Origin of the sequence: Pantoea sp. Ap-870 (assembly GCF_011752515.1) — a bacterium.
GTDB lineage: Bacteria > Pseudomonadota > Gammaproteobacteria > Enterobacterales > Enterobacteriaceae > Pantoea > Pantoea dispersa.
On sequence record NZ_VWXG01000006.1, the window covers coordinates 69,654 to 92,940 of the forward strand.

Sequence of the window (23,287 nt, forward strand, 5' to 3'; positions counted from 1 at the left end):
CCGAACTTTGAAATGGAAGTAATATTTAAAGATGTCACAAATAAAAATGAGCTAGTGGATTCTTTGAATTCATTTAAATTCGCTCTTGTAATATTTGATATGCACGGTAGCCATGATTATGATGGGCATGGATTCCTTGAGCTATCAGGTGAAATTTTGTATCCTTATGAGTTAATGGGTTTAGCTAATATCCCACCAATAGTCGTATTAAGTGCTTGTGATACAAGCCCAGCCGATAGAAATCATTTTAATGCAGCAAATGCTTTTCTATGTGCAGGAGCAAAAACGGTACTGGCTAGTACATACCCCATATTAAGTAGAGATGCGGCTATCTATATAGGCCGATTATATAAACGCCTAAGATACTATCTACCTGAAAGAATTTTATTCACTAAAACAAGTTTAAGATGGTCAGAGTTCATTACGGGACTTAACCGCCGAGTTTATTTCGATTATTTTTTAATGTACATTTTCAGAAAATATAAAATTAATGATAAGTCCATATTAATAGAGTTACGGAATTATATAAATATCGCATTAGAAAATCACCCTCACGATTTTTTAGATGGAGTTTATTATTTCTTTGAAAATTTAACAGACCTATCTAAAAATCAAATTAGTGATGAACTTAATAATCACTTCTTGTTTGCTGAATGCCTGAACTATGTGCAAATAGGCTCTCCTGAAAAAGTTTTAATTTATGCAGAAGATCTAAGCATAGAATAAAAAACTTACTGATATAGGATCTGCAGATAAAAATCACCTGCAGATCTTAGAATCCAAACGAGGTAGGTTCAGGCCGTACAACAACCCAAGTTTCATAAATTAAATAGCGATAACCAAATGTACAAAAATGATCACCAGCTTCGATTGGTGGTCATTCTGGTGGTCTTGACAAAAAGGAAATTCAGGATTAGCTTAATTATTAGCCAGTTACTGGCAAAGGCGATCCCAGTCAGAGAGTCAAATTCTTGTTTTCATGTCGCTTTGCGAATCCCTGTACGATTTTGATTCAATAAGTTAGCGTGAAAAGCCTTCCCGATTCGTATTCAGTTTACCCCCCGCATCGGGAAAAAGTGGTCGTCAAATCTGGGTCATTTCAGTTCGATTGTGGAGTGATCGCCAAATGCCCCCCTTAACGACACGAAAACCCGCAGCCTCAAACCTTCTTGTAAAGCCTCTGATTGGTCTGTAGCTGCGTGTCCATCCAGACGGTTCACGTCTTTGGTATCCCAAATACCGTATCAACGGTAAAGCATCCCGTCCTGGCTTAAGTGCTTACCCTGTTATGTCGCTGGCTGGTGCCCGACAGCAACGCGAGGGGATCCGTAAGTTACTGGCTCGGAACATTAATCCCGCTCAACAACGCATTTTCGGCCACGGAATAACTACGTTCGATTATCTGGCGGACAGCCTCTTCTTAATTCGGGAGTAAAACGCGGTGTACCCATAGATTTCTTCAGTGCTCAAACTACAGGGCAGATTTGTCTACGGCTCGGGGCGCTCCAGTCTTGTCCATTTCTCAAATGCCAAAACTTTTGGTTATTAATAGGGAAAGGTTTACTCACGTCGGGCGCAGAGAGGTGTTAACGTCGCACCATATTGATTTGCTGCGTCACGAATGCGCTGCGGAAATACTCGCGCAGCGCCGCCATCGCCGGGGTTAAGTGGGCGTCATGACGCCATGCCAGGCCGACGCTCATCGGGTGCACATGGTTCACCAGCGAACGGGTCTCAATGCGCCGCCCTTCCAGCGACCACGGGCGATAAACCAGGTCCGATAAGATAGCAATCCCCGAACCATTAGCCACCATGCTGCGCACCGCCTCGACCGAACTGGTGCGCAGGATGACGCTCGGGCTGGCTCCGGCCTCTTCCCAGTAGCGCATGGCACTGTCTGCGGCTTCATCCACCGTGAGCATAATGAAAGGTTCCCCGGCCACATCCTCCAGCGTCACGTGCGATTTTTCACATAACGGATGCCGCGATGGCAGCCACAAGCGGCGCGTAGAATTAAACAGGGTTTCGGCATAAATCGACTGATGGCGTAAATTGCCAGTCAGCACCAGTGCCATATCCAGCTTCTGGTCAACCAATCCTTGTTCAATATCCTGCCGCTCATACTCAAACAACTGGATATCAATGTGCGGGTAATCCTGCGCCAGCCGTTGCAGATGGAACGGCAGAAAATAGCCAATCACCGTGTAACTTGCCGCCAGGCGCAGCGTGCCTCGCACACCCGTGTCATTAACCGGCATACTACGCACGGCATTATCCACGGTCTGTAACACGGTATAGGCATGGTTAAGAAAATGGTTCCCGTAGTCGGTCAGCATCATGCCGTGCACCGAGCGGGTAAACAGCTTCTTGCCCAATAGCTGCTCCAGCTCCTGAATCGCCCCGGTGACCGCCGACTGAGAAATATTGAGATGCAAGGCCGCCAGCGAGATCTGCCCCATTTCGGCGGTGGCAACAAAATAACGAACCTGGCGTAATGTCAGCATCTCTGCCCCTCTTTTTATTTAAGCAAAATGTTTGCCCATGAGCGTTCTGTTTTTCTGATATCAGACTATCTAAAAATAATACTTTTCGGATACAAATAAATCTTCATATAGTGAATTGACGTCCCCAACGGAAATAAGAAATTATTATGATGAAAACGGTCGATATCAACTCCGATATAGGAGAAAGTTTTGGCTCATGGATAATTGGCGATGATGTTGATAATGAACTTATGACGATAATCAGCTCCGACAATATTGCCACCGGGTTTCACGCTGGTGATCCCAGTATTATGCGAAAAACTGTCGAGTCGGCCAGAAAAAATGGCGTAGCCATTGGCGCACATCCGGGATTTAATGATTTACAAGGATTTGGTCGCCGCCATTTATCTATTCCGATGGACGAACTGGTTAACGACATTATTTACCAACTGGGTGCATTGCGGGAATTCGCACGTTTATACTCCTTGCCATTACAGCATATTAAACCGCACGGCGCGTTATATATGCACCTGGCGCGGGATGAAACGGCAGCGCAATGTTTTGTTGCCGCCCTGCATCAACTCGACGCCGGCCTCTATCTTTACTGCATGGCGGGCTCCGCCGTCTGGCAGGCAGCGCAGCGGCTGGAGCATCCGGTAGTCACCGAGTTTTACGCCGACAGAGAGTATGACGATCAAGGGCTTATTGTCTTCACCCGCAGTACCGGACGTCTTAATGTGCAGGCGATCACCGAGAAAGTGTTAATGGCCTGTCTGGAGGGGAAAGTCAAAACCGTTACCGGCAATACCATCCCGATTCGTTTCGATTCTATTTGTATCCACAGTGATACGCCCGGCGCACTGGAAATTATCAGCTCGGTAAAAATGGCGCTCATTAATGCAGGTATAAACGTCTGCTCACCGGGTATGGTTTAATCATTCCCGCTTATCTGGAGAGAAATACGATGTCTGATATTGAAATTTTTTCGCCATTGCCAGGTATTTTTTACCGGCAACCCTCACCGGAGGCTGCACCTTTTGTTAAGGATGGCGATAAAGTCGAACCCGATACCATTATTGGTTTAATTGAAGTGATGAAGCAGTTCAGTGAAATATTCGCCGAGACTCGCGGCATAATAAGCGCCATCACCATACAAAATGGTGATGCCGTCGAACCCGGACAGGTGATCGCCATAATAAAAACCGATAACGAATAATCACTGCGGAGGATTTATGACGGGGAAAATAAAAAAATTATTGGTCGCTAACCGTGGGGAAATAGCGGTGCGTATTATTCGTGCTGCGCAAACACTGGGGATCCCAACGGTGGCGGCATGCAGCGAGGCGGACAGCGAAAGCCTTGCGGCAAAACTGGCCGATGAGGTGTGCATTATCGGCCCGGCACCTGCCGCGCGCAGTTATCTCAACATTAATGCCTTACTGGATGCCGCCGCGCAAACCGGTGCAAATGCGATCCACCCTGGCTACGGTTTTCTGTCGGAAAATGCCCAGTTCGCCGAGCGGGTTGAACAGGCCGGGTATATTTTCGTCGGCCCCGACGCGCAAACCATTCGCGTGATGGGCGATAAAGCCGCAGCCCGCCGCACAGCAGCAGAAGCCGGTGTGCCGGTCGTTCCCGGCTCCCGGGTGCTGGAAACGGTACAGGCAGCGCAAGTTCGCGCCAGCCAGATCGGTTATCCCTGCCTGATTAAAGCCGCAGCCGGTGGCGGTGGTCGTGGTATCCGCGTGGTAGAAAATGATGAGGCACTGGCGCGGGAATTCCCCGTTGCCCAGAGCGAATCGAAAGCCGCTTTTGGCTCAAGCGCAGTCTATCTCGAGCGTTTTATCGCCCGCGCCCGTCATGTTGAAGTGCAGATCCTCGGCGATGGCGAGCGGGTGATCCACCTGTTCGACCGCGAGTGCTCGTTACAGCGCCGTCGGCAGAAAATCTTTGAGGAAGCGCCCTCGCCTGCCCTGAGTCCTGCCCAGCGGGCCGCGCTCTGCGACAGCGCAGTGCAACTGGCGCGGCACCTACGCTACCGCGGGGCAGGCACGCTGGAATACCTGTTTGATGAAACGCGCGGCGAGTTCTGGTTCATTGAAATGAATACCCGTATCCAGGTGGAACACCCGGTAACCGAGATGGTAACGGGCATCGATCTGGTGCAGTGGATGTTACGCATTGCCAACGGTGAACCGCTAACGTTGGCGCAGTCGGATGTGCACCTGAGCGGCAGCGCTTGCGAAATGCGCATTAACGCCGAAGACCCCGACAAGAACTTCTTCCCTTGCCCTGGCCGGATAGACGCAGTGGTGTGGCCGGGTGGCGAAGGGATCCGTGTCGACAGCCATGTCTTCAGCGGTTACAGCGTTCCCCCGTGGTATGACTCCTTGCTGGCGAAGGTAATTGCCTGGGGCCCCGATCGCGCCGACGCGCTGGCCCGCGCCCGCCAGGCACTCGGCGGGCTTGAACTACGTGGCATCAAAACCACCGCCCCGCTGCATCAATGGCTGCTGCAACACCCGCAATTGCAGGCGGGAGAATTTACCACCACCACCCTTGAGCAGTGGCTGGCGGAGCGCGACAGTGCAGCCACGCCGCCGCTACAGGAGAGGCGCTATGGCCAATAATCCGATTCGCTACTCGTTTGGCGGAGATGAGCATCTTTTTGCCGAAATTGACCAGTCAATGTCGTTAAATGCTTTTTTCCACGGCCTGACACTGACACGGGCACTGGAGGCATGCCAGCTCCCCGGTGTGCTGGATATTTGCCTGGCGAACGCCTCTTTCCAGGTACGCTTTAACCCGGACGTGCTGGCACCGCAAACGCTGCTCGACAAGTTGCAGGCGCTGGAAGCCGATAGCGAAGCCGACGCAACGCTGGCGACACGCATTATTGAGGTGCCGGTGCTGTACAACGATCCGTGGACACACGAGACGTTAATGCGTTTTCGCGATCGCCATCAGGCACCGGAAGGCAGCGACCTCGACTATGCCGCACACATCAACGGTTATGCGGATAAAGACGACTTTATTGCCGCGCACAGCGGTACGCCGTGGTTCGTGTCGATGGTGGGTTTTGTCGCCGGATTGCCGTTTATGTACCAGATGGTCGGGCATGACAAACAGCTCCAGGTACCGAAATACCTGCGCCCGCGTACCGATACGCCCGGGTTATCCCTCGGTCATGGCGGCTGCTTCGGCTGTATCTACTCGGTGCGTGGCGCTGGCGGTTATCAGCTGTTTGGTATCACGCCAATGCCGATCTATGATCCGGCGCAACGTCTGCCGTATCTGCAAAGCGAAATGGTGTTCTTCAAAGCGGGCGACATTGTGCAGTTCCGCGCCATCGATCATCAGACTTATGACGACATCAGCGAACAGGTGAAAAAAGGCATATTTTCCCCGCGCATTCGCGATGTGACATTTGTGCTTGCAGACTTTGTCGCCGATCCGCAGGGCTATCCTCAGTTATTGAAAAGGGGGTTGTATGACCATCAATGTGATTAAGCCTGGCCTTGCCACCACGGTACAGGATGCAGGGCGTGAAGGCTATTACCACCTGGGCATTCCCCCCTCCGGCGCATTGGATCCGTATTCAATGCAGATGGCGAACCTGCTGGTGGGTAACGCAGCCGATGATGCGGTGCTGGAGATGACGCTGCTCGGCCCGGAGTTACATTTTTCCACCGATGCGCTGATCGCGGTGTGCGGCGCGGCGATGACGCCGATCGTTGACAATCAACCTGCTGCTGCGCACAGCGCGCTGTATATCCACGCCGGGCAACATCTGCGCTTTGCCCCGGCCCGCCAGGGATGCCGTGGCTATCTGGCGATTGCTGGCGGCCTTGATGTGCCGCGCGTCCTGGGAAGCGGCTCGACCTATACGCTGGGGGCGCTGGGGGGCTTTCAGGGGCGGCGACTGGCAGCGGATGATGTGTTGAACGTGCATCCAGTAAACGCAGATCGCTTCCGCCGCGAGGGGAACACTGTTCCTGAGGCATTACTGCCGGTGCTGGAGAAATCCGTCACTCTGCGACTGGTACCGGGCCTCTATATCCACCGACTGACGGATGCCGCGGTCGATACCTTCTTTGCCGACGACTGGTATGTCAGTACCGAAGCCGACCGCACGGGCTACCGTCTGAAAGGCGGGCAGCCGCTGGCGTTTAACCCACGGACGCCACCGTTTGGCGCAGGCTCTGATCCCTCCAATATTGTCGATGCCTGCTACCCCATTGGTTCCGTTCAGGCACCGGGTGGGCTTGAGCCAATTGTCCTGCTGCGCGATGCGGTGGGCATTGCATTCACTGCCTGACAGTCTGATTGCGCTCTTACTCCTTCCAAAATCTTGCGCTTTGCCATTTGAACTGCTGCTATTTGTACTGTATAGTACAGTACAAATATCTATCCAGACCGGAAGAATAAAATGGTAGCTGACGAAAGAACCTCCGCTCCTAAGCACAGAACTGCCAGAGGAGCCCAACGTGTCCGTGACCTGACTGAGGCCGCCGCCGAGTTGTTCCTTGAACGGGGCTTTGATGCAGTCGCTGTTGATGACTTGATTGCGCGTGTTGGTGGATCACGAAGCACCATTTACAGCCACTTTGGAGGAAAAGAAGGTCTTTTCAGGCATGCAATGATCGACCTCTGTACCGAGGTTGCCAGGCCGCTGGAGCAACTGAACATCGCGGACGGAGAGCCAGGCGAGGTGCTGCCAGTTCTTGGCCGGCAACTACTGAGATCTGCCCTGTCTTCACGCACCCTTGCGTTGCATCGACTTCTGGTCAATGAAGGCCGGCGCTTTCCGGACGTTGCCAGAGCTATGTGGGACGTCAGCTACGGTAAAGCCATCCAAATTCTTTCAGTCTGGATTGCCGCTCAACAGCAGCCGGGAAAAGGATTAGGCCGCGACGTCCCCGCCAAAGCGCTGGCGGAACATTTTGTCAGTCTGGTGGCCGCTAACACCAAGCTTCAGGCTGCGTCTGGACTTCGATCACCAACATTGACTGATGCTGAAATCGAGGAAATCGTTGGTCATGCTGTACAAATTTTTCTTCATGGCGCAGCGGGTGGGCAAACGGACGAAGACAGTAAGAAATGAAACATTTTTTTAACCACGTAGCAACCAGCAAGAAGAATGGAGGTAGAAATGTATGAATACTCAAAGTAGTCAGTCCGGAAAAGAGCAGGCTAATACGAATGCGGCCAATGTAAAAGTTGCCAGCCCGGAAAAAAAACACTGGGCACAACCGAGTTTCTTTAACGACAACGTGCTGCTCGATGCGCTGATCAAGCACATCCTGGGCCTGATGCCCTATGGCATGACCGACTTCGGCGAGGTCATGGACGTGGTGCACCAGCTCAGGGGCAGCGACGAAGAGACCTGGGTCAGTGCCTGGGCCGCGCTGGCGACCCGGCTGCAAGACAGGGCCGAAGATGCGGACAGAAATAACAGGTCTGTCACCGCGGCCAGTGCCTACCTTCGCGCTTCGACGTACTGGCGCTGCGCGTTGCTTTATTTCAGCGACTTCGGGGACAAGCGTATGAAGGAGTACGCAGTCGCCAGCGCATCGTGCTACGAGCGACACATCTCTCTGTCCGGCTATCCCGCCGAACGCATCGAAATCCCCTACGAAGGCAGCTTCCTTCCCGGCTATTTCTACAGATCACCTCATGCTGACGAGAAAGCCCCGCTACTCATCGTCACACCGGGCCGGGATACCTGGGCCGAGGACACCCGGTGGGTTTGCGAAGGTGCGCTTCAGCGGGGCATTCACTGCCTGACCTACGATGGCCCTGGCCAGGGGTTCGCGCTGCGTCTGAACAACCTGACCTTCCGCCCCGACTGGGAGAAGGTTGTCAGCCCGCTGATTGACTTCGCGCTGGAGAAGTTTACGGAGATAGACGCCTCCAATATCGCGCTGATGGGCCTGAGCTTCGGTGGCTATCTGGTGCCTCGCGTGGCTGCGTTCGACAAACGTATCAAGCTCTGCATCACTGATCCGGGCAACATCAGTTGGGGACGTCAAATCATCGCGCAGCTGGAGCGTTTCGCCGACCGGCCGCTGGCCGAGCTTCCTGATCAGTTACGGAATCTGGTGAGTGATTACGCCTGGAAGCATGGCGTGCCCAACTCGATCAAAGATGTAGTGCAGGCCCTCCAGCCCTATGACAACTCAGCCATCCTGGACCAGGTGACCTGTGAAACGCTGGTGCTGGATGGAACCGGCGAGGTCTTCCACGGTGCCAGGCCGTTCTTCGACGCCTTGAATTGCCCCAAGGAGTATCTGTTGTTCGATGAGTCTTCGACGGCGCAGTCGCACTGCCAGATAGGAGGCTATGCCACGGCCACCGAATTCATCTTCGACCGGATTGCAGACCGGCTTGGGCGCGGGTAAATCGCGCGTCTCGCTGAACCTTGTGGTCTTCTCAAATTTTCCCAGGAGCATGACATGGACTCATCCGCTACCCCCTCCCCTGAATTCCGTCTCGGCGGGGATCTGTCGATCAACCGGCTCGGCTTTGGCGCCATGCGCCTGCCTTGCAATGGTTTCCGCGGTCCGGCTCGCGATCCGGAGACCGGCCGCGCGGTGCTGCGCCGCGTGGTTGAACTTGGCGTCAACCTGATCGACACGGCCGATTTCTACCAAAGCTCCGATGGTGTAGTACGAGCCAATGCGCTCATTCGTGAAGCGCTGCATCCCTATCCTTCAAATTTGGTGATTGCAACCAAGGTCGGTGTTGTATTCAACCCGGATGGCAGCCACCGGCCCGCCACGGGCGGAGACATGCGTAAGCTTGTCGAGGAGAACCTGGCAAGCCTCGGCGTGAACCGCCTCGACCTGGTGTACCTGCGCATCGGTGAGATGACGGTACCGCACGGCGAGTCGCTTGCAGAGCGCTTCGGGGCGTTGGCCGCACTTCGCGAAGAAGGCCTGATTCGCCACCTCGGCATCAGCAATGTCGATATCGGGCATTTCAATGAGGCCCGCGCCATCGCTCCGGTCGTGGCCGTGCAGAACAACTTTCACTTCGCCCGGCGCGAGGATCGGAGCCTGTTGCAGACCTGCGAAGAATCCGGCATCGCCTTCTGCCCGTTTTTCCCGCTTGGCGGAGGTGTGGGCGAGATCGACGACGGGCGGCTTACCCGAGTGGCAAAGCGGCACGGTGCCACGCCTGTTCAGGCCGCGCTGGCCTGGTTACTGGCGTCCTCACCGGCCATGCTGGCAATCCCTGGCACAGGGTCGGTCAGGCATCTTGAAGAGAATGTCGCCGCTGGCGGCATCCGGCTCACTGAAGAAGATCATGCCGAACTCGCGTGAAGCGGTTTGCCGCACGATACCGGGCCACCCGAGGCACCGTTTTATACTGATCGCAGCGACCCTTGTTACAGCGGGCATATTGACCGGCTGCGCCAGCGTAAAACTGAGCGCCCCGCCCGCTGCAGCAGTGAGCTTCGAGGACTATCGACGCGAAACAATCCAACATATACAGGCTGGTCGCCATTTTCAGCTTGCCGACCACGATGCCGAACTGACGTGGAATACACCTCAGGAGTGGCGACCCGCGTCGTCGGAGAAAGGAAGTTATCCCCGCAAAGGGATCCTGCTCGTGCATGGCCTGGGCGACTCGCCGTGGTCATTCCGGGACCTTGGCCAGCCGCTGGCAATGCAAGGGTTTCTCGTGCGAACGGTGCTTCTCCCCGGACACGGAACCCGCCCCGAGGATCTGTTGCAAACCACAGCAGAGCAATGGCAGCAGGTCGTGTGGGAACAGGCCAACGCACTGCAGAAGGATGTCGAAGGACCAGTCTACCTGGGGGGCTTCTCCACGGGCGCCAATCTGGCTCTCGACTACGCTTACTCCCATCCAGAAATCGCAGGGCTGGTGCTGTTTTCGCCAGGGTTCAAGAGCATGCCATTCGACTGGCTTGCGCCACTGGCAGCCCGTATCAGGCCCTGGCTCATCACACCGGACGGCAACGTTCCGATGCAGAATGCCGTCAAATACTTCAATGTACCGGCCAACGGTTTCGCACAATTCTACCGGACCAGCGCCAACGCGCGCCGGCTATTGCGAGAGCGGGCCTATGACAGGCCGGTATTCATGGCGGTCGCCGGGCATGACTCGGTGCTGGATACTGGTTATCTGCTCGACGTTTTCCAGCGGCGCTTCACACACCCGGACAGCCGCCTGATCTGGTACGGCAAGGCACCGGACAGTCTGGTGGATATGCAACGCGTTCTAGTTCGTCCCGACAGGCTCCCCGCATGGCGCATCAGTCAGTTTTCGCACATGAGCCTGACATTTGCCCCGGCCAACCCCGTGTATGGCGAAGGCGGAATTATTCGTATCTGCCTGAATGGCTTTAGTGCAAAAGACACGCAGGCCTGCGAGCAAGGCGTACCGGTCTGGTATTCGGACTGGGGCCACCGTGAGCAGGGAAAAGTCCACGCGCGGCTGACTTTCAATCCCTATTTCAACTGGCAGAACTCGGTTATGGCGACCGTTCTGGGCAGGTCGCAGACAGCTGATGCCTCTGCCGAAAGGCCGGCGGCTGCCAGCGTCAAAGACATCGACATCAATACTCCGCCGCGCGACGCGGTGACGTTCTAAATCCCATTGTCATTACGAGGCATCCATGAAGAGAGTCCAGTTCAGCCGCTACGGCGGCCCCGAAGAAATGTCGCTTGCAGAATATTCGCTGCCAGCCCTTGAACCCCGGCGAGTCCGCGTGCGCGTAAAGGCCGCAGCAATCAACCCGCTCGACTGGAAGATTCGCCGTGGCGTCATGAAGTTCGTTACTGGCAACCGGTTTCCCCAGGGCATGGGCTCTGACTTTGCAGGCATTGTCGACGAGGTTGGCACCGCCGTGACAGACGTCCGGGTTGGCGATGAGGTGTTCGGCACGGTAGAAATCAAAAGGCAGGGTGCGTTTGCCGAGGTCGTCGATGCTGACGCGAGGCTGGTTGCCCCCAAGCCCGCCGCGCTGTCATTCAGTGAAGCTGCGTGCTTACCCATTCCATTCGCCACCGCCTGGGCGGCCATTGTGGGCGCAGCGCGTGCTGGCAGCGAGTCGCGGATATTCATTCACGGCTGCAGCGGCGCGGTCGGCAGCAGTGCTGTGCAACTGGCTCAGGCCTGTGGAGCACAGGTTTCCGGCGCCTGCGGCGAAGCCTCGCTGGCAAGCGTGGAGCTGGCCGGTGTCCGCCCGGCCTTTACCTACCCGGACAAAACGTCCTTCGCCGCTTATGGCCCGTACGACGCGGTGTTCGACACGCTCGGCACGCTCGACGTCGCCGAGGGTCTGGCGATGCTGAAGTCCGGGGGACGCTTCATCGACATTAATCCGACACCTGGCAGAATGCTGCGCGGCTTTATTTCAGGGCGCTACCGGATGGTGTTCGCAACAGGGGGATTCAGGAACCTGCGGGAGATAGCCCGACTGGCCTGTGAAGGCAAAATCCATGTATCCATTGGACTGGAAGCGCCGTTCACCGACGCGCTGACTGTCATCAGGAACGCAGAACTCGGCCGGCGGCCTGCCGGGCGGATTGTGCTGATCATGTAATCAGCGACGGACCTGTCTCAGGAACCCGGCAATGGCAGAAAACGGCCATTGCCGAACATGATATCAACTGAAACTCAGTGGCGATCATGACGGGACATGGCGACTCTGGTTAAACAAGATTGTTCATGTATAGCTATGCCACAGCAATATCGCATGGACTGAAGCAACGAAACGACTCCAGCCTAGCCCGGGCGGCAAGGTACACGGATCGCCAGTGGTGCACGAGAATACGGGTTTTACAGCGACACAGGTATCAGTGCCTCCTGCTTTGCCGTGACGAAGGAGCCGGGCAGCATGTTGCCGGTGGTGACCTGTGCTCCATCGCTCTGGATTTGGACTTTGCGATGAGAAGGTCAGACCGAGAACAATAGTTACTGTCCCCCGCCGTTGCTGACATAAGCCCGAAGGAACGCATCGACCGCTGTTGCTACAGCTTCCTTTGGCGTAAACCAGGGTTGAGCACCAAATAACAACGGTTCAATAAATCCGATTTCGAGCAAACCCTTTAGATGCGCCGCGGCAACGCGGGCGTCTACCGGACGAATCACACCATTCTCCTGCTGACGGGCAATATAGTTTGTCATATGTTCCCACGCCCGCCCGGCCCCCATCTCGTAGAGCGTGGCTCCCAGCGTAGAACTTGCGCCTTCGGCAATGGCAGCTCGCATGATGGCAAGCGTATCTGCAGAAGTCAGCAAAGCAAGCAGGGCCTCACCAAAACGCCGAAGTGCCAGTGAAACATCCGGCTCGGACAGATCAAGCAGTCCCATAATCTCATCTGCTTGTTCTTCCATCACTGCCATCATGGCAGCAGCGAATAACGCTTCCTTGGATTTGAAGTAGCCATACAGGGTGCCTTTCGATCCTCCGATCCGCGCTGAGATCATCGCCATGCTGGCGCGCGCATAACCGACATCGCGAAATACCTCGATTGCCACATCAAGGATCGCCTTACGCCGATCGTCTGTCTTTACTCTCATTCGAAACCTCACTTTTTCATACAGCACTGTACGATTTTGCATTGACACCTGCAAGAACATATATCTAAAATGACCGTACAGTATGGTTATGTAGGGCATGTTATGGGGTCATCAAATTTCCAATGGCGGACCACGGCGTCGGGAGGTGTCACCGCCTTTGTGGTTGTGCTCATGCTAAGCAGCTGTGCTCCCCTGCCACAAAAAAATGACGTGGTGCCTGCAGGACCAGAAAGCTTCGCGAGTGCTACAAGCTTTTCCGCACCCGGGAGGGCCTGGCCCTCGGATCGCTGGTGGGAAGAATTTGGCGACGCCCAGCTCAATGCACTGATCACCGAGGGGTTGAAGGGAGCGACCGATTTGCGCGTGGCTTCAGCACGTTTTGCCCGTGCCGAAGCACTGGTTCAGGAGACCCGGAGCAGGTTGCTTCCCGCCATCACAGCAAATGGTGAGGTCGGATCGACCAAGCAAAGCTACAACTATCTTTCCCCGGCAAGTGGGCTGCCCGAGGGCTGGCGTGATTATGGTCAGACAACCCTCAATCTTACCTGGGAGCTCGACTTCTGGGGCCGCAACCGGGCGGCATTAGCAGCAGCGCGTTCACAAGCCGAAGCAACAGGTGCCGAAGCTGCGGCCACTCGTCTGGCTGTGTCAGCAGGCATCGCCAGCGCCTACGGAGATCTGGCCGGAGATTACGCCGAACATGATGCCGCCGAACATGCTATTAAAGTGCGTAAGCGCACACTGGAACTGATAGAGGGTCGTAATAAGCAAGGGCTGGAAAATAAAGGTGCGGTTGAGCGCGCCCGTTCAGCACTCGCCACAGCTCAGGGCGATCTGGCTGAACAGAATGAATCCCTCTCCCTCACTCGTCACCGGATTGCAGCACTGATTGGGGCTGGCCCTGATCGCGGACTGACTATAGCGCGTCCGGGCGCGACCATTACTGGCAGCTTCGGCCTGCCAGCCAATCTACCGGCCGAATTAATCGGACGACGCCCTGACATCATTGCCGCACGGCTCCGGGCAGAAGCTGCTGCGAGCCAGATCAAGGAAGCCAGGGCGGCCTTCTATCCAAACGTCAATCTGACAGGTCTGATTGGCCTGCAGGCTCTCGGCATCGGAAATGTGTTTGAGTCAGGGTCCGATTTTGGAACAGTCGGCCCGGCCATCAGCTTGCCGATCTTCGACGGCGCGCGTTTGCGCGGACAGTACCGTGCCGCCGAAGCCGATTACCGGGTGGCCGTCGCCCAATATGACGGCGCATTAACGCAGGCGCTGCGAGATGTGGCTGATGCAGCCACAAGCACACGCGCGCTGGACCTGCGGCTTGAACACGCACAGGAAGCAGAGCGCTCTGCCAGTGCCGCATGGTTCGTTGCCAGCAATCGTTATCGCGGCGGCCTTGCGACCTATCTTGATGTGCTGGCTGCCGAAGACGCCCTCATCAGCACCCGCCGCACGGTCGCGTCTCTGAAAAGCCGCGCCCTTGTCCTCAAGATCGCCCTCATCCGTGCGCTCGGTGGCGGCTATCGCGCATAAAGGAAATCCGAGCCATGTCTGAATCCACCAATACCATTGAACAAGATGTTCCCGTTGCCAACAATACTGCTGCGGATAGCAGAGCGCAAAACGCCAGGCGAAAGCGGCTATTTCTGGCCCTGCTGGCGAGCGTCGCTACGCTCGGGGGTGGCTATTACGCATATGATCTTTTCGTCGCATCCCGCCATGCTGAAACCGACAATGCCTACGTCGGGGCTAATATCGCTCAGGTGACCCCTCTGATTGGGGGGCCTGTGCGCGAAGTCCTGGTGGATGATGCGCTGCACGTGAAACAGGGGGATGTTCTCGTTCGACTGGACGATACGGATGCCAGGATAGCGCTAAAGCGCGCCGAAGCTGAGCTGGCGTTGACTGAACGCCGCGTGCGCGGTCTTATCGCCACGGATGGCGGTCTTGACGCGCAAATAGCGGCACGGGCTGCCGACGAAGTGCGCGCCCAGGCGCAGGTCTCTTCTGCACAGGCTGATCTTGCCAGAGCGAAAATCGATCTTGACCGCCGCAACGCCCTGGCTGAGTCGGGCTCCGTCTCAGGCGAAGAGTTGACCACAGCGCGCAATGCCTACAGCACTGCGCTCGCCAGTCTGAGAGTTGCTGAAGCAGCCCGTACGCAGGCCGCGGCCAATCGTGCCACTGCCATCGGGAGCCGTGACGCCAACCGGGCACTTATAGACAAGAGTACACCTGACACCAATCCCGAGGTGCTGGCAGCACGTGCTGCACGGGAGCAGGCTCAGGTCGACCTCGAACGCACCATTCTTCGTGCACCCGTTGATGGGATCATCTCCCGTCGCCAGGTGCAGGTTGGTCAGCGTGTGCAGCCTGGCGCAATGCTGATGGTCGTGGTCCCGATCCACGCCAGCTATGTGGACGCCAACTTCAAGGAGGGTCAACTCAGGAAGGTTAAGCCAGGCCAGTCGGTTAAGCTCACCTCAGACCTCTACGGTAATAGCGTTAAGTATGACGGCAAAGTCGTCGGTTTCTCCGGCGGTACCGGCTCGGCCTTTTCTGTAGTGCCGGCGCAAAACGCAACCGGCAACTGGATCAAGGTCGTCCAGCGCCTGCCAGTAAGGATTGCACTCGATCCCCAACAGCTTGCAGAGCATCCTCTTCGTGTCGGTCTGTCTATGACCGCCGATATCGACGTCTCCAACTGATTGTGAGGAACCAGACGATAATGGTTGATTCCATCTCTCAGCATGAAAATCCAGCCGCCCGGTCATTAAGGGGCGGGAAACTCATCCTCGCCGCTATCCTGATCGGGCTGGGCAATTTTTTGGTCGTGCTGGATACCACTATCGCCAACGTCTCGATCCCCCATATCGCCGGCGGGTTAGGGGTCTCGTCCAGCCAGGCAAGCTGGGTTATCACCTCCTACGCAGTGGCCGAAGCGATCACTGTGCCGCTTACCGGGTGGCTCATGCGCCGCTTCGGTGGTTATCGTGTGTTCATTACCTCTTATCTGGCCTTCGGCGTGCTCTCGCTAGTGTGTGGCCTGTCGGGCACGCTTGGCATGCTCGTCGCCGGGCGCATATTCCTGGGTTTGGCCGGTGGCACGATCATTCCCCTTTCGCAGACCCTTCTGCTGCGTATCTTCCCACCTGAGAAGGCGACAATCGCGACAATCATATGGGCGATGACAACCACAGTCGCACCGATCGCCGGTCCCATTCTTGGCGGCACGATCTCCGATAACGTCGGGTGGGAGTGGATATTCTTCATCAATGTGCCAATTGCTGCCGCCGGTGGCCTAGGACTTCTGTACCTGATGCGAGGCCAGCAGGAAACGGTCACCCGGTCTCCGATTGATGTAGTGGGTCTTGGCCTGCTTATTGTGTGGGTCGGTGCGCTCCAAATCATGCTTGATGAAGGCCGCAACCATGACTGGTTCGCTGCAACAGAAATCCGCGTGCTTGCAGTGATTGCAGTAATCGGCTTTGTCGCCTTCCTGATGTGGGAACTGACCGAAAAGAATCCCATCGTTAATCTGCACGTGTTTCGCCATCGCGGCTTCGTTGCGGCTTCCATTACCTACTCGGTTGCGTTTGGTGCGTTCTTCGCCAGTATTGTTCTGATCCCGCTCTGGCTGCAGCAGAACATGGGCTACACCGCCACGTGGGCAGGATATGCCACCGGGATCATGGGGATTCTCGCAGTAATTAGTTCCCCCATCATCGGTCAGGTAGCGGCAAGGCTCGATCCACGGCTGATTGTATCGGTCGGATTGCTGGGACTTGGTGGCATATCTGCGTGGCGGGTGGGATTCACGCCGGATATTACCTTCATTCAGATGGCCTGGCCGATGCTGCTGACGGGCCCATTCCTGATGATGTTTTTCATCCCTGTAACCGGTCTGTGTATGGCGAGCGTCACAACAGCAGAACAGGCCGACGCGGCCGGGATCTCAAATTTCATGCGAACGCTCGCCGGCGCGTTTGCGACTTCAATAGTTCAGACCGGGTGGGCCAACGCGACACGTGAGAACCAGACTGAACTGGCAAGCGCGATGACTCAGGGACAAACCACCCTCGACAGCATGATGGCCAGTGGAATGTCGAGAGAGGTTGCCACATCTACGCTGAGCAGCATCGTTGAGGGCCAGAGCGTCATGCTCGCAACACTCAACATGTTCGCTGCGATTGCTTTCTGCTTCGCCTTCGCCGCCGCATTAATCTGGTTCTCTCCAAAACCAAAGGGACCCATCGACATGAGCGGCGGTCACTAAACAACAGGGCATAAAACCATGGCAAAGAAACTGAGTCTCTCCGCTAAACTCATCGTGTTTCCAGACCTCGTTGTCTGCGAGCACTGCGACAGGGTGTACCGGCGCATCGCGCTGGCCCCGGGCGAGGTTGCACGCTGCGAGCAATGTACTGCCATCCTCTATCGCGCCAACCGTCTGGATGTCGATCGTTGGCTGGCGCTGACCGTCGCCGCAGCAATCGTGTTCGTGATCGCCAACGTCTGCCCGGTCGTTCGCATCAGTATGCAGGGGTTGCACAACGAGACCACGCTCTGGCAGTCGACGGCGGCGCTCGCCTACGGACCTGGCGCTCCCATTGCAGTACCAACTGCAATATCAATCATCGTGGCACCACTTCTACAGATCACTCTGCTGGCCTGGGTGCTGGCTTTTGCCCGCACTGGTCGGCGTGCGCCAGGCTTCGCGCAGGCGATGCGGATGCTGGTCGCGTTGCGCCCCTGGAGCATGATTGAGGTCGGTCTGCTCGGCATTCTGGTGGCGGTCATCAAACTGTCAAGTTTCCTCCAGGTAGCACCCGGACCGGGGATCTGGGCCACGGCCGTGTTAGTGCTGCTGATTACGCTGATCGCGAGCCGCGATATCCACTGGCTGTGGGAGCTGACCGAATACAACCAGCAACGGCAGGCGGGCCGCACATGAATCTGCCTCCCCGCGCGTGCCACCTGGGTGTCATCGGCTGCCATATCTGTAGACTCGTTTGCCAGGACAAGCTCGACGAAACGAAGCACGTACACTGCCCTCGCTGCGGCGCATCACTGCATCGTCGGCGCCCCGACAGCATTGTGCGGGCCTGGGCCTTGTTGATCGCTGGCTTGATTTTCTACATTCCGGCCAACGTGCTGCCGGTTATGTATACCAGCCTACTCGGCAGTGGCAGCGGTAGCACCATCATGAACGGCGCTATCGAGTTCTGGAAATCCGGGTCTTATGGCATCGCTCTGGTGATTTTCATTGCCAGCGTGGCAGTTCCCTGCACCAAGTTTCTTGTCCTCACACTGCTGCTGATAACTTCACAACGACGCAGTAACTGGGCGAGACGCGAGCGAGCCAGACTCTACCGGCTCGTTGAGGTGATCGGCTACTGGTCAATGCTCGACGTACTGGTGGTGGCTGTAGTTGCCGCGCTGGTCAAGTTCCAGGGCCTGAGTGATATCGAGCCACGAGTTGGCATCTTCTTCTTTGGCGTGGTGGTGATCCTTACCATGCTCTCAGCTATGACCTTCGACCCCCGTCTGATATGGGATGATAAACCGGAATGAATAACGAACCCGAACATATCCACCAGCCCGGCAATCCTGCAGTGGCCCGCCGTCGCTGGCGTATTTCCCTGGTATGGCTGGTACCAGCCATCGCTGCACTGGTCGGGCTGTCAATGCTGGCGCATACCTGGCTGTCAGCTGGTCCTGAAATCACTATAGCTTTCCGTACAGCGGCAGGACTGGAGGCAGGCAAAACACCGGTCAAGTACAAGGACGTGACCGTGGGCACAGTAACGGCAATCACACTCAGCGACGACGGCTCGCACGTTGCCGCCACGGTCTCGTTGGCCAGGAGCGCGGAAAGTCTGACCCGCAGCGACACGCGGTTCTGGGTCGTGCGCCCGCGTATTGGCACCGGCGGTATATCAGGCATCGACACACTTCTCTCCGGCGCCTATATTGCGGCGGATGCTGGATCGGAACATGCATCCAGCAAAGTCTTTACTGGCCTTGAAACGCCGCCAACGGTTATTGGTGGTATGCCCGGAAAGTCATTTGTCCTGCATACCGAAGATCTGGGGTCGCTGGATGTTGGCTCGCCGGTCTACTTCCGGCGTATCCAGGTGGGCCGGGTAGCCTCCTACAAGCTTGATGATGATGGTAATCACGTCAGCCTGCAGGTCTTCATCGACAAACCCTACGACAGCTTTGTCACTACCGATACCCGATTCTGGAATGCCAGTGGGATGGATGTTTCGCTGGGTGCTGACGGACTCAAGCTCAAAACGCAATCCGTGGCCACAATTGTGGCGGGAGGAATTGCTTTCGCCGCCTCTGCACGCGGCAAAGATCACACGCAAAAGGCACCTGAAAATACCCAGTTCAGTCTTGCACCGGATCAAGCCAGCGCCATGGCTGAACCCGACGGGCCGGAGCAGTTCGTCCAGCTACGCTTCGACCAGGCACTACGCGGTTTATCTGTAGGTGCTCCGGTTCAATTCTCGGGGATGGATCTGGGCAGGGTGGTATCAATAAACCTCGACTACGATCCAAGTACGCTCCGATTCCCCACAACCGTTGGCATCGTGGTGTATCCACAACGTCTTGGGCGTCTGTTGGATAAATTGCCTGGTACAAATACAGAGCAACAAGCCGCTCAATTTCTGAGAGAACTGGTCGAACATGGCCTGCGCGCGCAGGCGAGATCAGGAAATCTGCTGACCGGACAGCTCTATGTTTCGCTGGAATTTGTTCCGGATGCACCGAAAAGAACCATAGACATATCGGCACGCCCACTAAGCGTTCCCACAATCAACGGCAGTTTCGATCAGTTGCAGGGGCAGGTGGCCAGCATCGTCGGCAAGATAGAGAAGATGCCCCTCGACTCAATCGGGCGAAACCTCGACAGCACATTAGCAGAACTTGACAAGACCCTTAAGCAAGTCAACAGCCAGACGTTACCGCAAACCACGCAGACCCTGCTGCAGGCCCGGCAGGCCTTTGGTGCGGCACAAGGTGTGCTGGCCGAAGATGCGCCATTACAGCAAAACCTGGGCCAGACGCTACAGGAAGTTCAGCGGGTATCTCGCTCACTACGGGTGCTGACAGACATGCTTGGCCGGCATCCTGAATCACTGTTGCGCGGACGCCCGGAATCTCCCTCGCCTCCTGCCACAGGAAAAGACAACACAGTAAGTCAACAGGAATCGCATCAATGAAAAGTTACCGTTTTTCTGGGCTTCTCGTGCCGGTCTTCTTTCTGAATGCCTGCGCGTCTCCGCCAGTACATTACTACTCACTTCTCGCACCGTCCGGGGAAACAATAACGACGAAGCCACCGGCCCCCTTCATGGTTGATGTATTGCCGGTCGGTATCCCGTCACAGAACGATCAGTCACAACTGGTCGTACGACAGGGCGCCGCTGGTGCCGTTGTCCTTGATAACGAGCGCTGGACTGGCCCGCTGGATGACGAAATTCGTAGTGCCTTATCGTCAGTACTGACGCATGAGTTGGCCACCCAGGATGTGGCCGGGCTGCCACAGACCTCTGCCAGGCCTGTACTCAGAATCAAACTCCAGTTGCGTCGGTTTGATGCCTGGCCCGGACAACGGGTTCAGCTTGATGCCGACTGGAGTTTGGGATTCGCGAATGAGGCGGGAAAGCCACGGCTGGTCTGCCGGGGCTATCTGGATGAGCCCGCGCCAGGAGGCTATCCGGAAATGGTTCAGGCCCAACAACGACTGGTCGCTGCGTTAGCCAGGAGGATAGCGACAGATGCACGAGCCTGGGCACATTCTCGTCAGGCAGCTTGCGTGGACCCACAGGAGTAACCCCGGGAGTATTGCGCGTCCTGCCCGTGATCGACGGAGGATGTGATCGGGAGTCCGACGATAGTAGATTGATAGACAGCATCCGCAATCGCGAGAGGGTGGACCTCGCCTTCTTGAACCACCTCCCCATAAACATTGAGGGTTGAATGACAATGGATACACCCAAGAACCTGACAAACGGTGCAACGCAGGTAGCGCCGGTGGGATCAATCGAAGCCTCTGAAGACCTGACTGGAATTCCAGGCACGCATTGGCTGATCGTGAGCGTGAGAGCGTTGGCACCCGATGGCGAAGGGCGACTGGATTTGGTGAACACATCCACGCATGCAATCCGTGCCCTTTATCCCTCTCCGGAGGCGCAGGTACGCTTCGACGCGCACACCTTTCACGGCCAGCCCGACCGGCCGCCAGAGCGCTTCAATCCACACGGACTCACCATTCGTCGTGGCGCGAACGGTGTCCACCAGCTCCTCGTCGTGCATCACGGCGTCCGCGAATCCGTGGAGATTTTCACTGTCGATACCCGTGACGTTCTGCCCCGCATCCACTGGCGGGGTTGCGTGCTTACACCGGGTTCTGTGACCGGCAACGGGGTCGCACCAATGCCCGACGGATTCGTGATGACGCAGACCACGCTGCCCATCCCCAAGAAGGGAGGTCGTGCGCTGAATTTCGAGGAAATCGAGGGTGGGCGCAGCATCGGTGAGGTGCTGGCCTGGAGTTCCCGTTCCGGATGGAGCAAGGTCGATACCGGAGGCGACCTGATGCCGAACGGAATCGAAACGTCGGCTGACGGAGAATGGCTCTACTACGCAGATTCTGTCCGCCAGACCTTTAACCGCTTTTCGTTCAGAGCCGGTGCCGCGAAGAAACATGTAATTCAAACCGGTTTCCACAGCGACAATGTACACTGGGCGCCGGACGGTAGTCTTTTGCTCGCGGGCCAGCAAGGCACCCTACGGGAAATCGTTGAGTATTTCTCCGGGAAGGAAGGTGCTGCGTGCGGGAATGCGCGCGTGCTACGCATTGACCCACAAACAATGAGCGTGCAGCCGCTGGTTGACTGCGCGGATTTTCCTCTGGCGAGCGGCGCAGTCGAAATTCAGGGCACCCTGTGGCTGGGACGCATCAGGGGGACAATCGGCCGGGTGGATTTACGTCAGGTGCATACCGCATTGCCAGACTAGCGTGGGACGCCAGGGCTTGCAGGATCCACCCAGGCTTCCGCCAAGAAAGCGTGGGGACCGGGCTGCCAGCGGAAATCGTCAAGGCCTTACTCATTTTCTGTCTGTACGACAATGCGCTGACTGCCCGGCGGGTATGAGATTAGTCATTCGGATAACGCCACACGTCCGCGGTTTCGCCAACGGCAAGAACCCGCTTTTCCGATGCGGGAAGTCCAAGGCGCTCCCACTCTGCTGCCAGGCGAACCGGCGGTTCGTCTAGCGGCTCGTAGGTCAGCTTGAAAGTCCCCCAGTGCATGGCGAAGAAGCACCCGGCACCAAGATCCCTGTAGGCCCGGGCAGCCTCCTCGGGGTTCATGTGCTGGCGGCGCATGAACCAGGACGGCTCATAGGCGCCGATGGGCAAAAGTGCAGCATCGATCACCGGGAAACGGCGGCCGATTTCCCGGAACCCGTCAAAGTAGCCCGTATCGCCCGAATGGTAGATGCAGGCGGAAGCTCCCTCGAGAATGAATCCGCCCCACAGCGTTTCGTTTACGTCGGTCAAGCCGCGACGGCTGTAGTGCTGGGCGGGCACGAAAGTCACCCTCACGGGGCCGATGTCGATGGACTGCCACCAGTCCAACTCGCTTGCGGAAATCCCTTTTTTTGCGAGGAACGACGCCATGCCCAGGCCGGCGATCACCGGGGCATCGACGCTCTTCACGGATGGAAGGTCGAGATGGTCGTAGTGGTTGTGACTGATCAGCACCGCGTCGATGGATGGCAGATCCTCGGGGCGCAGGCCAGCCGGAACATTCCGCCCCCCTGGCCCCAGGGCAAGCTCACCGAAGACCGGATCGACGAGGAACGACTTCCCTTCGATCTGCACCAGCCAGCTCGCATGCCCGATCCAGGTCAGGCGCGCGCCTTCACCCGTGCCCGGTGGAGTGGCGATCGCGACGAGATCGGGCACCACACACGGCACCGAAGCCTTTCTCGGTACACCACGGCCCCGGCCTGCAAGACTATCGACGACCAGCATCCGAAATGCCGGCACCACGGTGCCGGGAGCTTCGCTCCCGTCAAGATTCCTGAAACGTCTGGATTTGCCGAAAATTGCCATAGCCACCCCTTCCACATTGACGATGAGGATGAACGCCTATGGCATGAGTCGCTCGATGAACACACCAATCGGTGTTCCAGAAGACCTTCCCAATACGTTGCATCCCCCT

The 23,287-nt window shown here is 56.6% G+C and carries 22 protein-coding genes and 1 pseudogene; 20 read left to right on the plus strand and 3 right to left on the minus strand.

Annotated elements, in window-relative coordinates:
* Positions 1 to 12 precede the first annotated feature (12 nt).
* Together F3J41_RS23475 and F3J41_RS15425 are read left to right on the plus strand one after the other, a co-directional pair.
* Complete coding sequence (locus F3J41_RS23475; RefSeq protein WP_247656304.1) at positions 13 to 726, plus strand: CHAT domain-containing protein; 714 nt, start codon at positions 13 to 15, stop codon at positions 724 to 726.
* Positions 727 to 1,134: 408 nt separating this feature from the next.
* A pseudogene (locus F3J41_RS15425) lies at positions 1,135 to 1,372 on the plus strand (Arm DNA-binding domain-containing protein); the annotation flags it as partial.
* Between the two features lie 214 nt (positions 1,373 to 1,586).
* Here F3J41_RS15425 and F3J41_RS15430 read toward each other — a convergent pair.
* Complete coding sequence (locus F3J41_RS15430; RefSeq protein ID WP_047955833.1) at positions 1,587 to 2,504, minus strand: LysR family transcriptional regulator; 918 nt, start codon at positions 2,502 to 2,504, stop codon at positions 1,587 to 1,589.
* A gap of 146 nt (positions 2,505 to 2,650) precedes the next feature.
* On the opposite strand from F3J41_RS15430, the gene F3J41_RS15435 reads away from it, so the two are divergent.
* The 10 genes from F3J41_RS15435 (at position 2,651) to F3J41_RS15480 (ending at position 12,057) form a co-directional block, all read left to right on the plus strand.
* Entirely contained in the window at positions 2,651 to 3,418 is a 768-nt protein-coding gene (locus F3J41_RS15435; protein WP_200900453.1) for a 5-oxoprolinase subunit PxpA, read from the plus strand.
* 29 nt (positions 3,419 to 3,447) lie between these two features.
* The gene (locus tag F3J41_RS15440) at positions 3,448 to 3,699 is read left to right on the plus strand and encodes an acetyl-CoA carboxylase (protein WP_047063028.1); all 252 of its coding nucleotides are present in this window, start codon (positions 3,448 to 3,450) and stop codon (positions 3,697 to 3,699) included.
* Positions 3,700 to 3,715: 16 nt separating this feature from the next.
* A complete protein-coding gene (locus F3J41_RS15445; protein WP_047955834.1) occupies positions 3,716 to 5,113 on the plus strand; it encodes an acetyl-CoA carboxylase biotin carboxylase subunit in 1,398 nt (465 codons plus the stop codon).
* Entirely contained in the window at positions 5,103 to 5,993 is an 891-nt protein-coding gene (locus tag F3J41_RS15450) for an allophanate hydrolase subunit 1 (RefSeq protein ID WP_047063026.1), read from the plus strand. The genes F3J41_RS15445 and F3J41_RS15450 overlap by 11 nt, the downstream gene beginning before the upstream one ends.
* Positions 5,974 to 6,801, plus strand: a complete 828-nt coding sequence (locus F3J41_RS15455; protein WP_223812790.1) for a biotin-dependent carboxyltransferase family protein — start codon at positions 5,974 to 5,976, stop codon at positions 6,799 to 6,801. The genes F3J41_RS15450 and F3J41_RS15455 overlap by 20 nt, the downstream gene beginning before the upstream one ends.
* 111 nt (positions 6,802 to 6,912) lie before the next feature.
* On the plus strand, positions 6,913 to 7,587 hold the full coding sequence (locus tag F3J41_RS15460; protein WP_047063024.1) for a TetR/AcrR family transcriptional regulator: 675 nt from the start codon (positions 6,913 to 6,915) through the stop codon (positions 7,585 to 7,587).
* Between the two features lie 52 nt (positions 7,588 to 7,639).
* Positions 7,640 to 8,884, plus strand: a complete 1,245-nt coding sequence (locus tag F3J41_RS15465) for a S9 family peptidase (RefSeq protein ID WP_080346974.1) — start codon at positions 7,640 to 7,642, stop codon at positions 8,882 to 8,884.
* Between the two features lie 54 nt (positions 8,885 to 8,938).
* The gene (locus tag F3J41_RS15470) at positions 8,939 to 9,808 is read left to right on the plus strand and encodes an aldo/keto reductase (RefSeq protein ID WP_047063023.1); all 870 of its coding nucleotides are present in this window, start codon (positions 8,939 to 8,941) and stop codon (positions 9,806 to 9,808) included.
* Entirely contained in the window at positions 9,753 to 11,102 is a 1,350-nt protein-coding gene (locus tag F3J41_RS15475; protein ID WP_223812791.1) for an alpha/beta fold hydrolase, read from the plus strand. Before F3J41_RS15470 ends, F3J41_RS15475 begins: the two co-directional genes overlap by 56 nt.
* A gap of 25 nt (positions 11,103 to 11,127) precedes the next feature.
* Positions 11,128 to 12,057 carry an NADP-dependent oxidoreductase gene (locus F3J41_RS15480; RefSeq protein ID WP_047063021.1) on the plus strand — a complete coding sequence of 310 codons (930 nt, stop codon included), beginning with the start codon at positions 11,128 to 11,130 and terminating at the stop codon, positions 12,055 to 12,057.
* Positions 12,058 to 12,428: 371 nt separating this feature from the next.
* On the opposite strand, the gene F3J41_RS15485 is transcribed toward F3J41_RS15480, so the two are convergent.
* Positions 12,429 to 13,079, minus strand: coding sequence for a TetR/AcrR family transcriptional regulator (locus F3J41_RS15485; protein ID WP_052768068.1), 651 nt, complete (start codon positions 13,077 to 13,079; stop codon positions 12,429 to 12,431).
* Positions 13,080 to 13,106: 27 nt separating this feature from the next.
* Between F3J41_RS15485 and F3J41_RS15490 the strand changes: the two genes are divergently transcribed.
* The 8 genes from F3J41_RS15490 to F3J41_RS15525 all read left to right on the plus strand — a co-directional run bounded on the left by F3J41_RS15490 (position 13,107) and on the right by F3J41_RS15525 (position 22,076).
* Positions 13,107 to 14,576 (plus strand): efflux transporter outer membrane subunit, encoded by a 1,470-nt coding sequence (locus F3J41_RS15490; RefSeq protein WP_080346975.1) that lies wholly within the window; start codon positions 13,107 to 13,109, stop codon positions 14,574 to 14,576.
* 14 nt (positions 14,577 to 14,590) lie between these two features.
* The gene (locus tag F3J41_RS15495; RefSeq protein WP_047063019.1) at positions 14,591 to 15,751 is read left to right on the plus strand and encodes an HlyD family efflux transporter periplasmic adaptor subunit; all 1,161 of its coding nucleotides are present in this window, start codon (positions 14,591 to 14,593) and stop codon (positions 15,749 to 15,751) included.
* Between the two features lie 20 nt (positions 15,752 to 15,771).
* Positions 15,772 to 17,319, plus strand: coding sequence for a DHA2 family efflux MFS transporter permease subunit (locus tag F3J41_RS15500; RefSeq protein ID WP_072208238.1), 1,548 nt, complete (start codon positions 15,772 to 15,774; stop codon positions 17,317 to 17,319).
* Between the two features lie 18 nt (positions 17,320 to 17,337).
* Positions 17,338 to 17,997 (plus strand): paraquat-inducible protein A, encoded by a 660-nt coding sequence (locus tag F3J41_RS15505; RefSeq protein WP_047955835.1) that lies wholly within the window; start codon positions 17,338 to 17,340, stop codon positions 17,995 to 17,997.
* Positions 17,994 to 18,617 carry a paraquat-inducible protein A gene (locus F3J41_RS15510; RefSeq protein ID WP_047063016.1) on the plus strand — a complete coding sequence of 208 codons (624 nt, stop codon included), beginning with the start codon at positions 17,994 to 17,996 and terminating at the stop codon, positions 18,615 to 18,617. The genes F3J41_RS15505 and F3J41_RS15510 overlap by 4 nt, the downstream gene beginning before the upstream one ends.
* The gene (locus F3J41_RS15515) at positions 18,614 to 20,275 is read left to right on the plus strand and encodes an intermembrane transport protein PqiB (RefSeq protein ID WP_047955836.1); all 1,662 of its coding nucleotides are present in this window, start codon (positions 18,614 to 18,616) and stop codon (positions 20,273 to 20,275) included. Before F3J41_RS15510 ends, F3J41_RS15515 begins: the two co-directional genes overlap by 4 nt.
* Positions 20,272 to 20,889 carry a membrane integrity-associated transporter subunit PqiC gene (locus F3J41_RS15520; RefSeq protein WP_047063014.1) on the plus strand — a complete coding sequence of 206 codons (618 nt, stop codon included), beginning with the start codon at positions 20,272 to 20,274 and terminating at the stop codon, positions 20,887 to 20,889. The genes F3J41_RS15515 and F3J41_RS15520 overlap by 4 nt, the downstream gene beginning before the upstream one ends.
* A 146-nt stretch (positions 20,890 to 21,035) precedes the next feature.
* The gene (locus tag F3J41_RS15525) at positions 21,036 to 22,076 is read left to right on the plus strand and encodes a hypothetical protein (RefSeq protein WP_047063013.1); all 1,041 of its coding nucleotides are present in this window, start codon (positions 21,036 to 21,038) and stop codon (positions 22,074 to 22,076) included.
* Positions 22,077 to 22,215: 139 nt separating this feature from the next.
* Here the strand turns inward: F3J41_RS15525 and F3J41_RS15530 are convergent, their stop codons facing one another.
* On the minus strand, positions 22,216 to 23,178 hold the full coding sequence (locus F3J41_RS15530) for an MBL fold metallo-hydrolase (protein ID WP_047955838.1): 963 nt from the start codon (positions 23,176 to 23,178) through the stop codon (positions 22,216 to 22,218).
* Positions 23,179 to 23,287 lie beyond the last annotated feature (109 nt).

Excerpts from the sequence above, each read along its gene's own strand:
- F3J41_RS15450 (WP_047063026.1), top strand. The coding sequence starts at position 5,103 with ATGGCCAATAATCCGATTCGCTACTCGTTTGGCGGAGATGAGCATCTT.
- F3J41_RS15525 (WP_047063013.1), top strand. The coding sequence starts at position 21,036 with ATGACAATGGATACACCCAAGAACCTGACAAACGGTGCAACGCAGGTA.
- F3J41_RS15445 (WP_047955834.1), top strand. The coding sequence starts at position 3,716 with ATGACGGGGAAAATAAAAAAATTATTGGTCGCTAACCGTGGGGAAATA.
- F3J41_RS15515 (WP_047955836.1), top strand. The coding sequence starts at position 18,614 with ATGAATAACGAACCCGAACATATCCACCAGCCCGGCAATCCTGCAGTG.
- F3J41_RS15495 (WP_047063019.1), top strand. The coding sequence starts at position 14,591 with ATGTCTGAATCCACCAATACCATTGAACAAGATGTTCCCGTTGCCAAC.
- F3J41_RS15475 (WP_223812791.1), top strand. The coding sequence starts at position 9,753 with ATGTCGCCGCTGGCGGCATCCGGCTCACTGAAGAAGATCATGCCGAAC.
- F3J41_RS15500 (WP_072208238.1), top strand. The coding sequence starts at position 15,772 with ATGGTTGATTCCATCTCTCAGCATGAAAATCCAGCCGCCCGGTCATTA.
- F3J41_RS23475 (WP_247656304.1), top strand. The coding sequence starts at position 13 with ATGGAAGTAATATTTAAAGATGTCACAAATAAAAATGAGCTAGTGGAT.
- F3J41_RS15520 (WP_047063014.1), top strand. The coding sequence starts at position 20,272 with ATGAAAAGTTACCGTTTTTCTGGGCTTCTCGTGCCGGTCTTCTTTCTG.
- F3J41_RS15530 (WP_047955838.1), bottom strand. The coding sequence starts at position 23,178 with ATGGCAATTTTCGGCAAATCCAGACGTTTCAGGAATCTTGACGGGAGC.
- F3J41_RS15460 (WP_047063024.1), top strand. The coding sequence starts at position 6,913 with ATGGTAGCTGACGAAAGAACCTCCGCTCCTAAGCACAGAACTGCCAGA.
- F3J41_RS15440 (WP_047063028.1), top strand. The coding sequence starts at position 3,448 with ATGTCTGATATTGAAATTTTTTCGCCATTGCCAGGTATTTTTTACCGG.
- F3J41_RS15430 (WP_047955833.1), bottom strand. The coding sequence starts at position 2,504 with ATGCTGACATTACGCCAGGTTCGTTATTTTGTTGCCACCGCCGAAATG.
- F3J41_RS15480 (WP_047063021.1), top strand. The coding sequence starts at position 11,128 with ATGAAGAGAGTCCAGTTCAGCCGCTACGGCGGCCCCGAAGAAATGTCG.
- F3J41_RS15435 (WP_200900453.1), top strand. The coding sequence starts at position 2,651 with ATGATGAAAACGGTCGATATCAACTCCGATATAGGAGAAAGTTTTGGC.
- F3J41_RS15465 (WP_080346974.1), top strand. The coding sequence starts at position 7,640 with ATGAATACTCAAAGTAGTCAGTCCGGAAAAGAGCAGGCTAATACGAAT.
- F3J41_RS15490 (WP_080346975.1), top strand. The coding sequence starts at position 13,107 with ATGACCGTACAGTATGGTTATGTAGGGCATGTTATGGGGTCATCAAAT.
- F3J41_RS15455 (WP_223812790.1), top strand. The coding sequence starts at position 5,974 with ATGACCATCAATGTGATTAAGCCTGGCCTTGCCACCACGGTACAGGAT.
- F3J41_RS15470 (WP_047063023.1), top strand. The coding sequence starts at position 8,939 with ATGGACTCATCCGCTACCCCCTCCCCTGAATTCCGTCTCGGCGGGGAT.
- F3J41_RS15510 (WP_047063016.1), top strand. The coding sequence starts at position 17,994 with ATGAATCTGCCTCCCCGCGCGTGCCACCTGGGTGTCATCGGCTGCCAT.
- F3J41_RS15485 (WP_052768068.1), bottom strand. The coding sequence starts at position 13,079 with ATGCAAAATCGTACAGTGCTGTATGAAAAAGTGAGGTTTCGAATGAGA.
- F3J41_RS15505 (WP_047955835.1), top strand. The coding sequence starts at position 17,338 with ATGGCAAAGAAACTGAGTCTCTCCGCTAAACTCATCGTGTTTCCAGAC.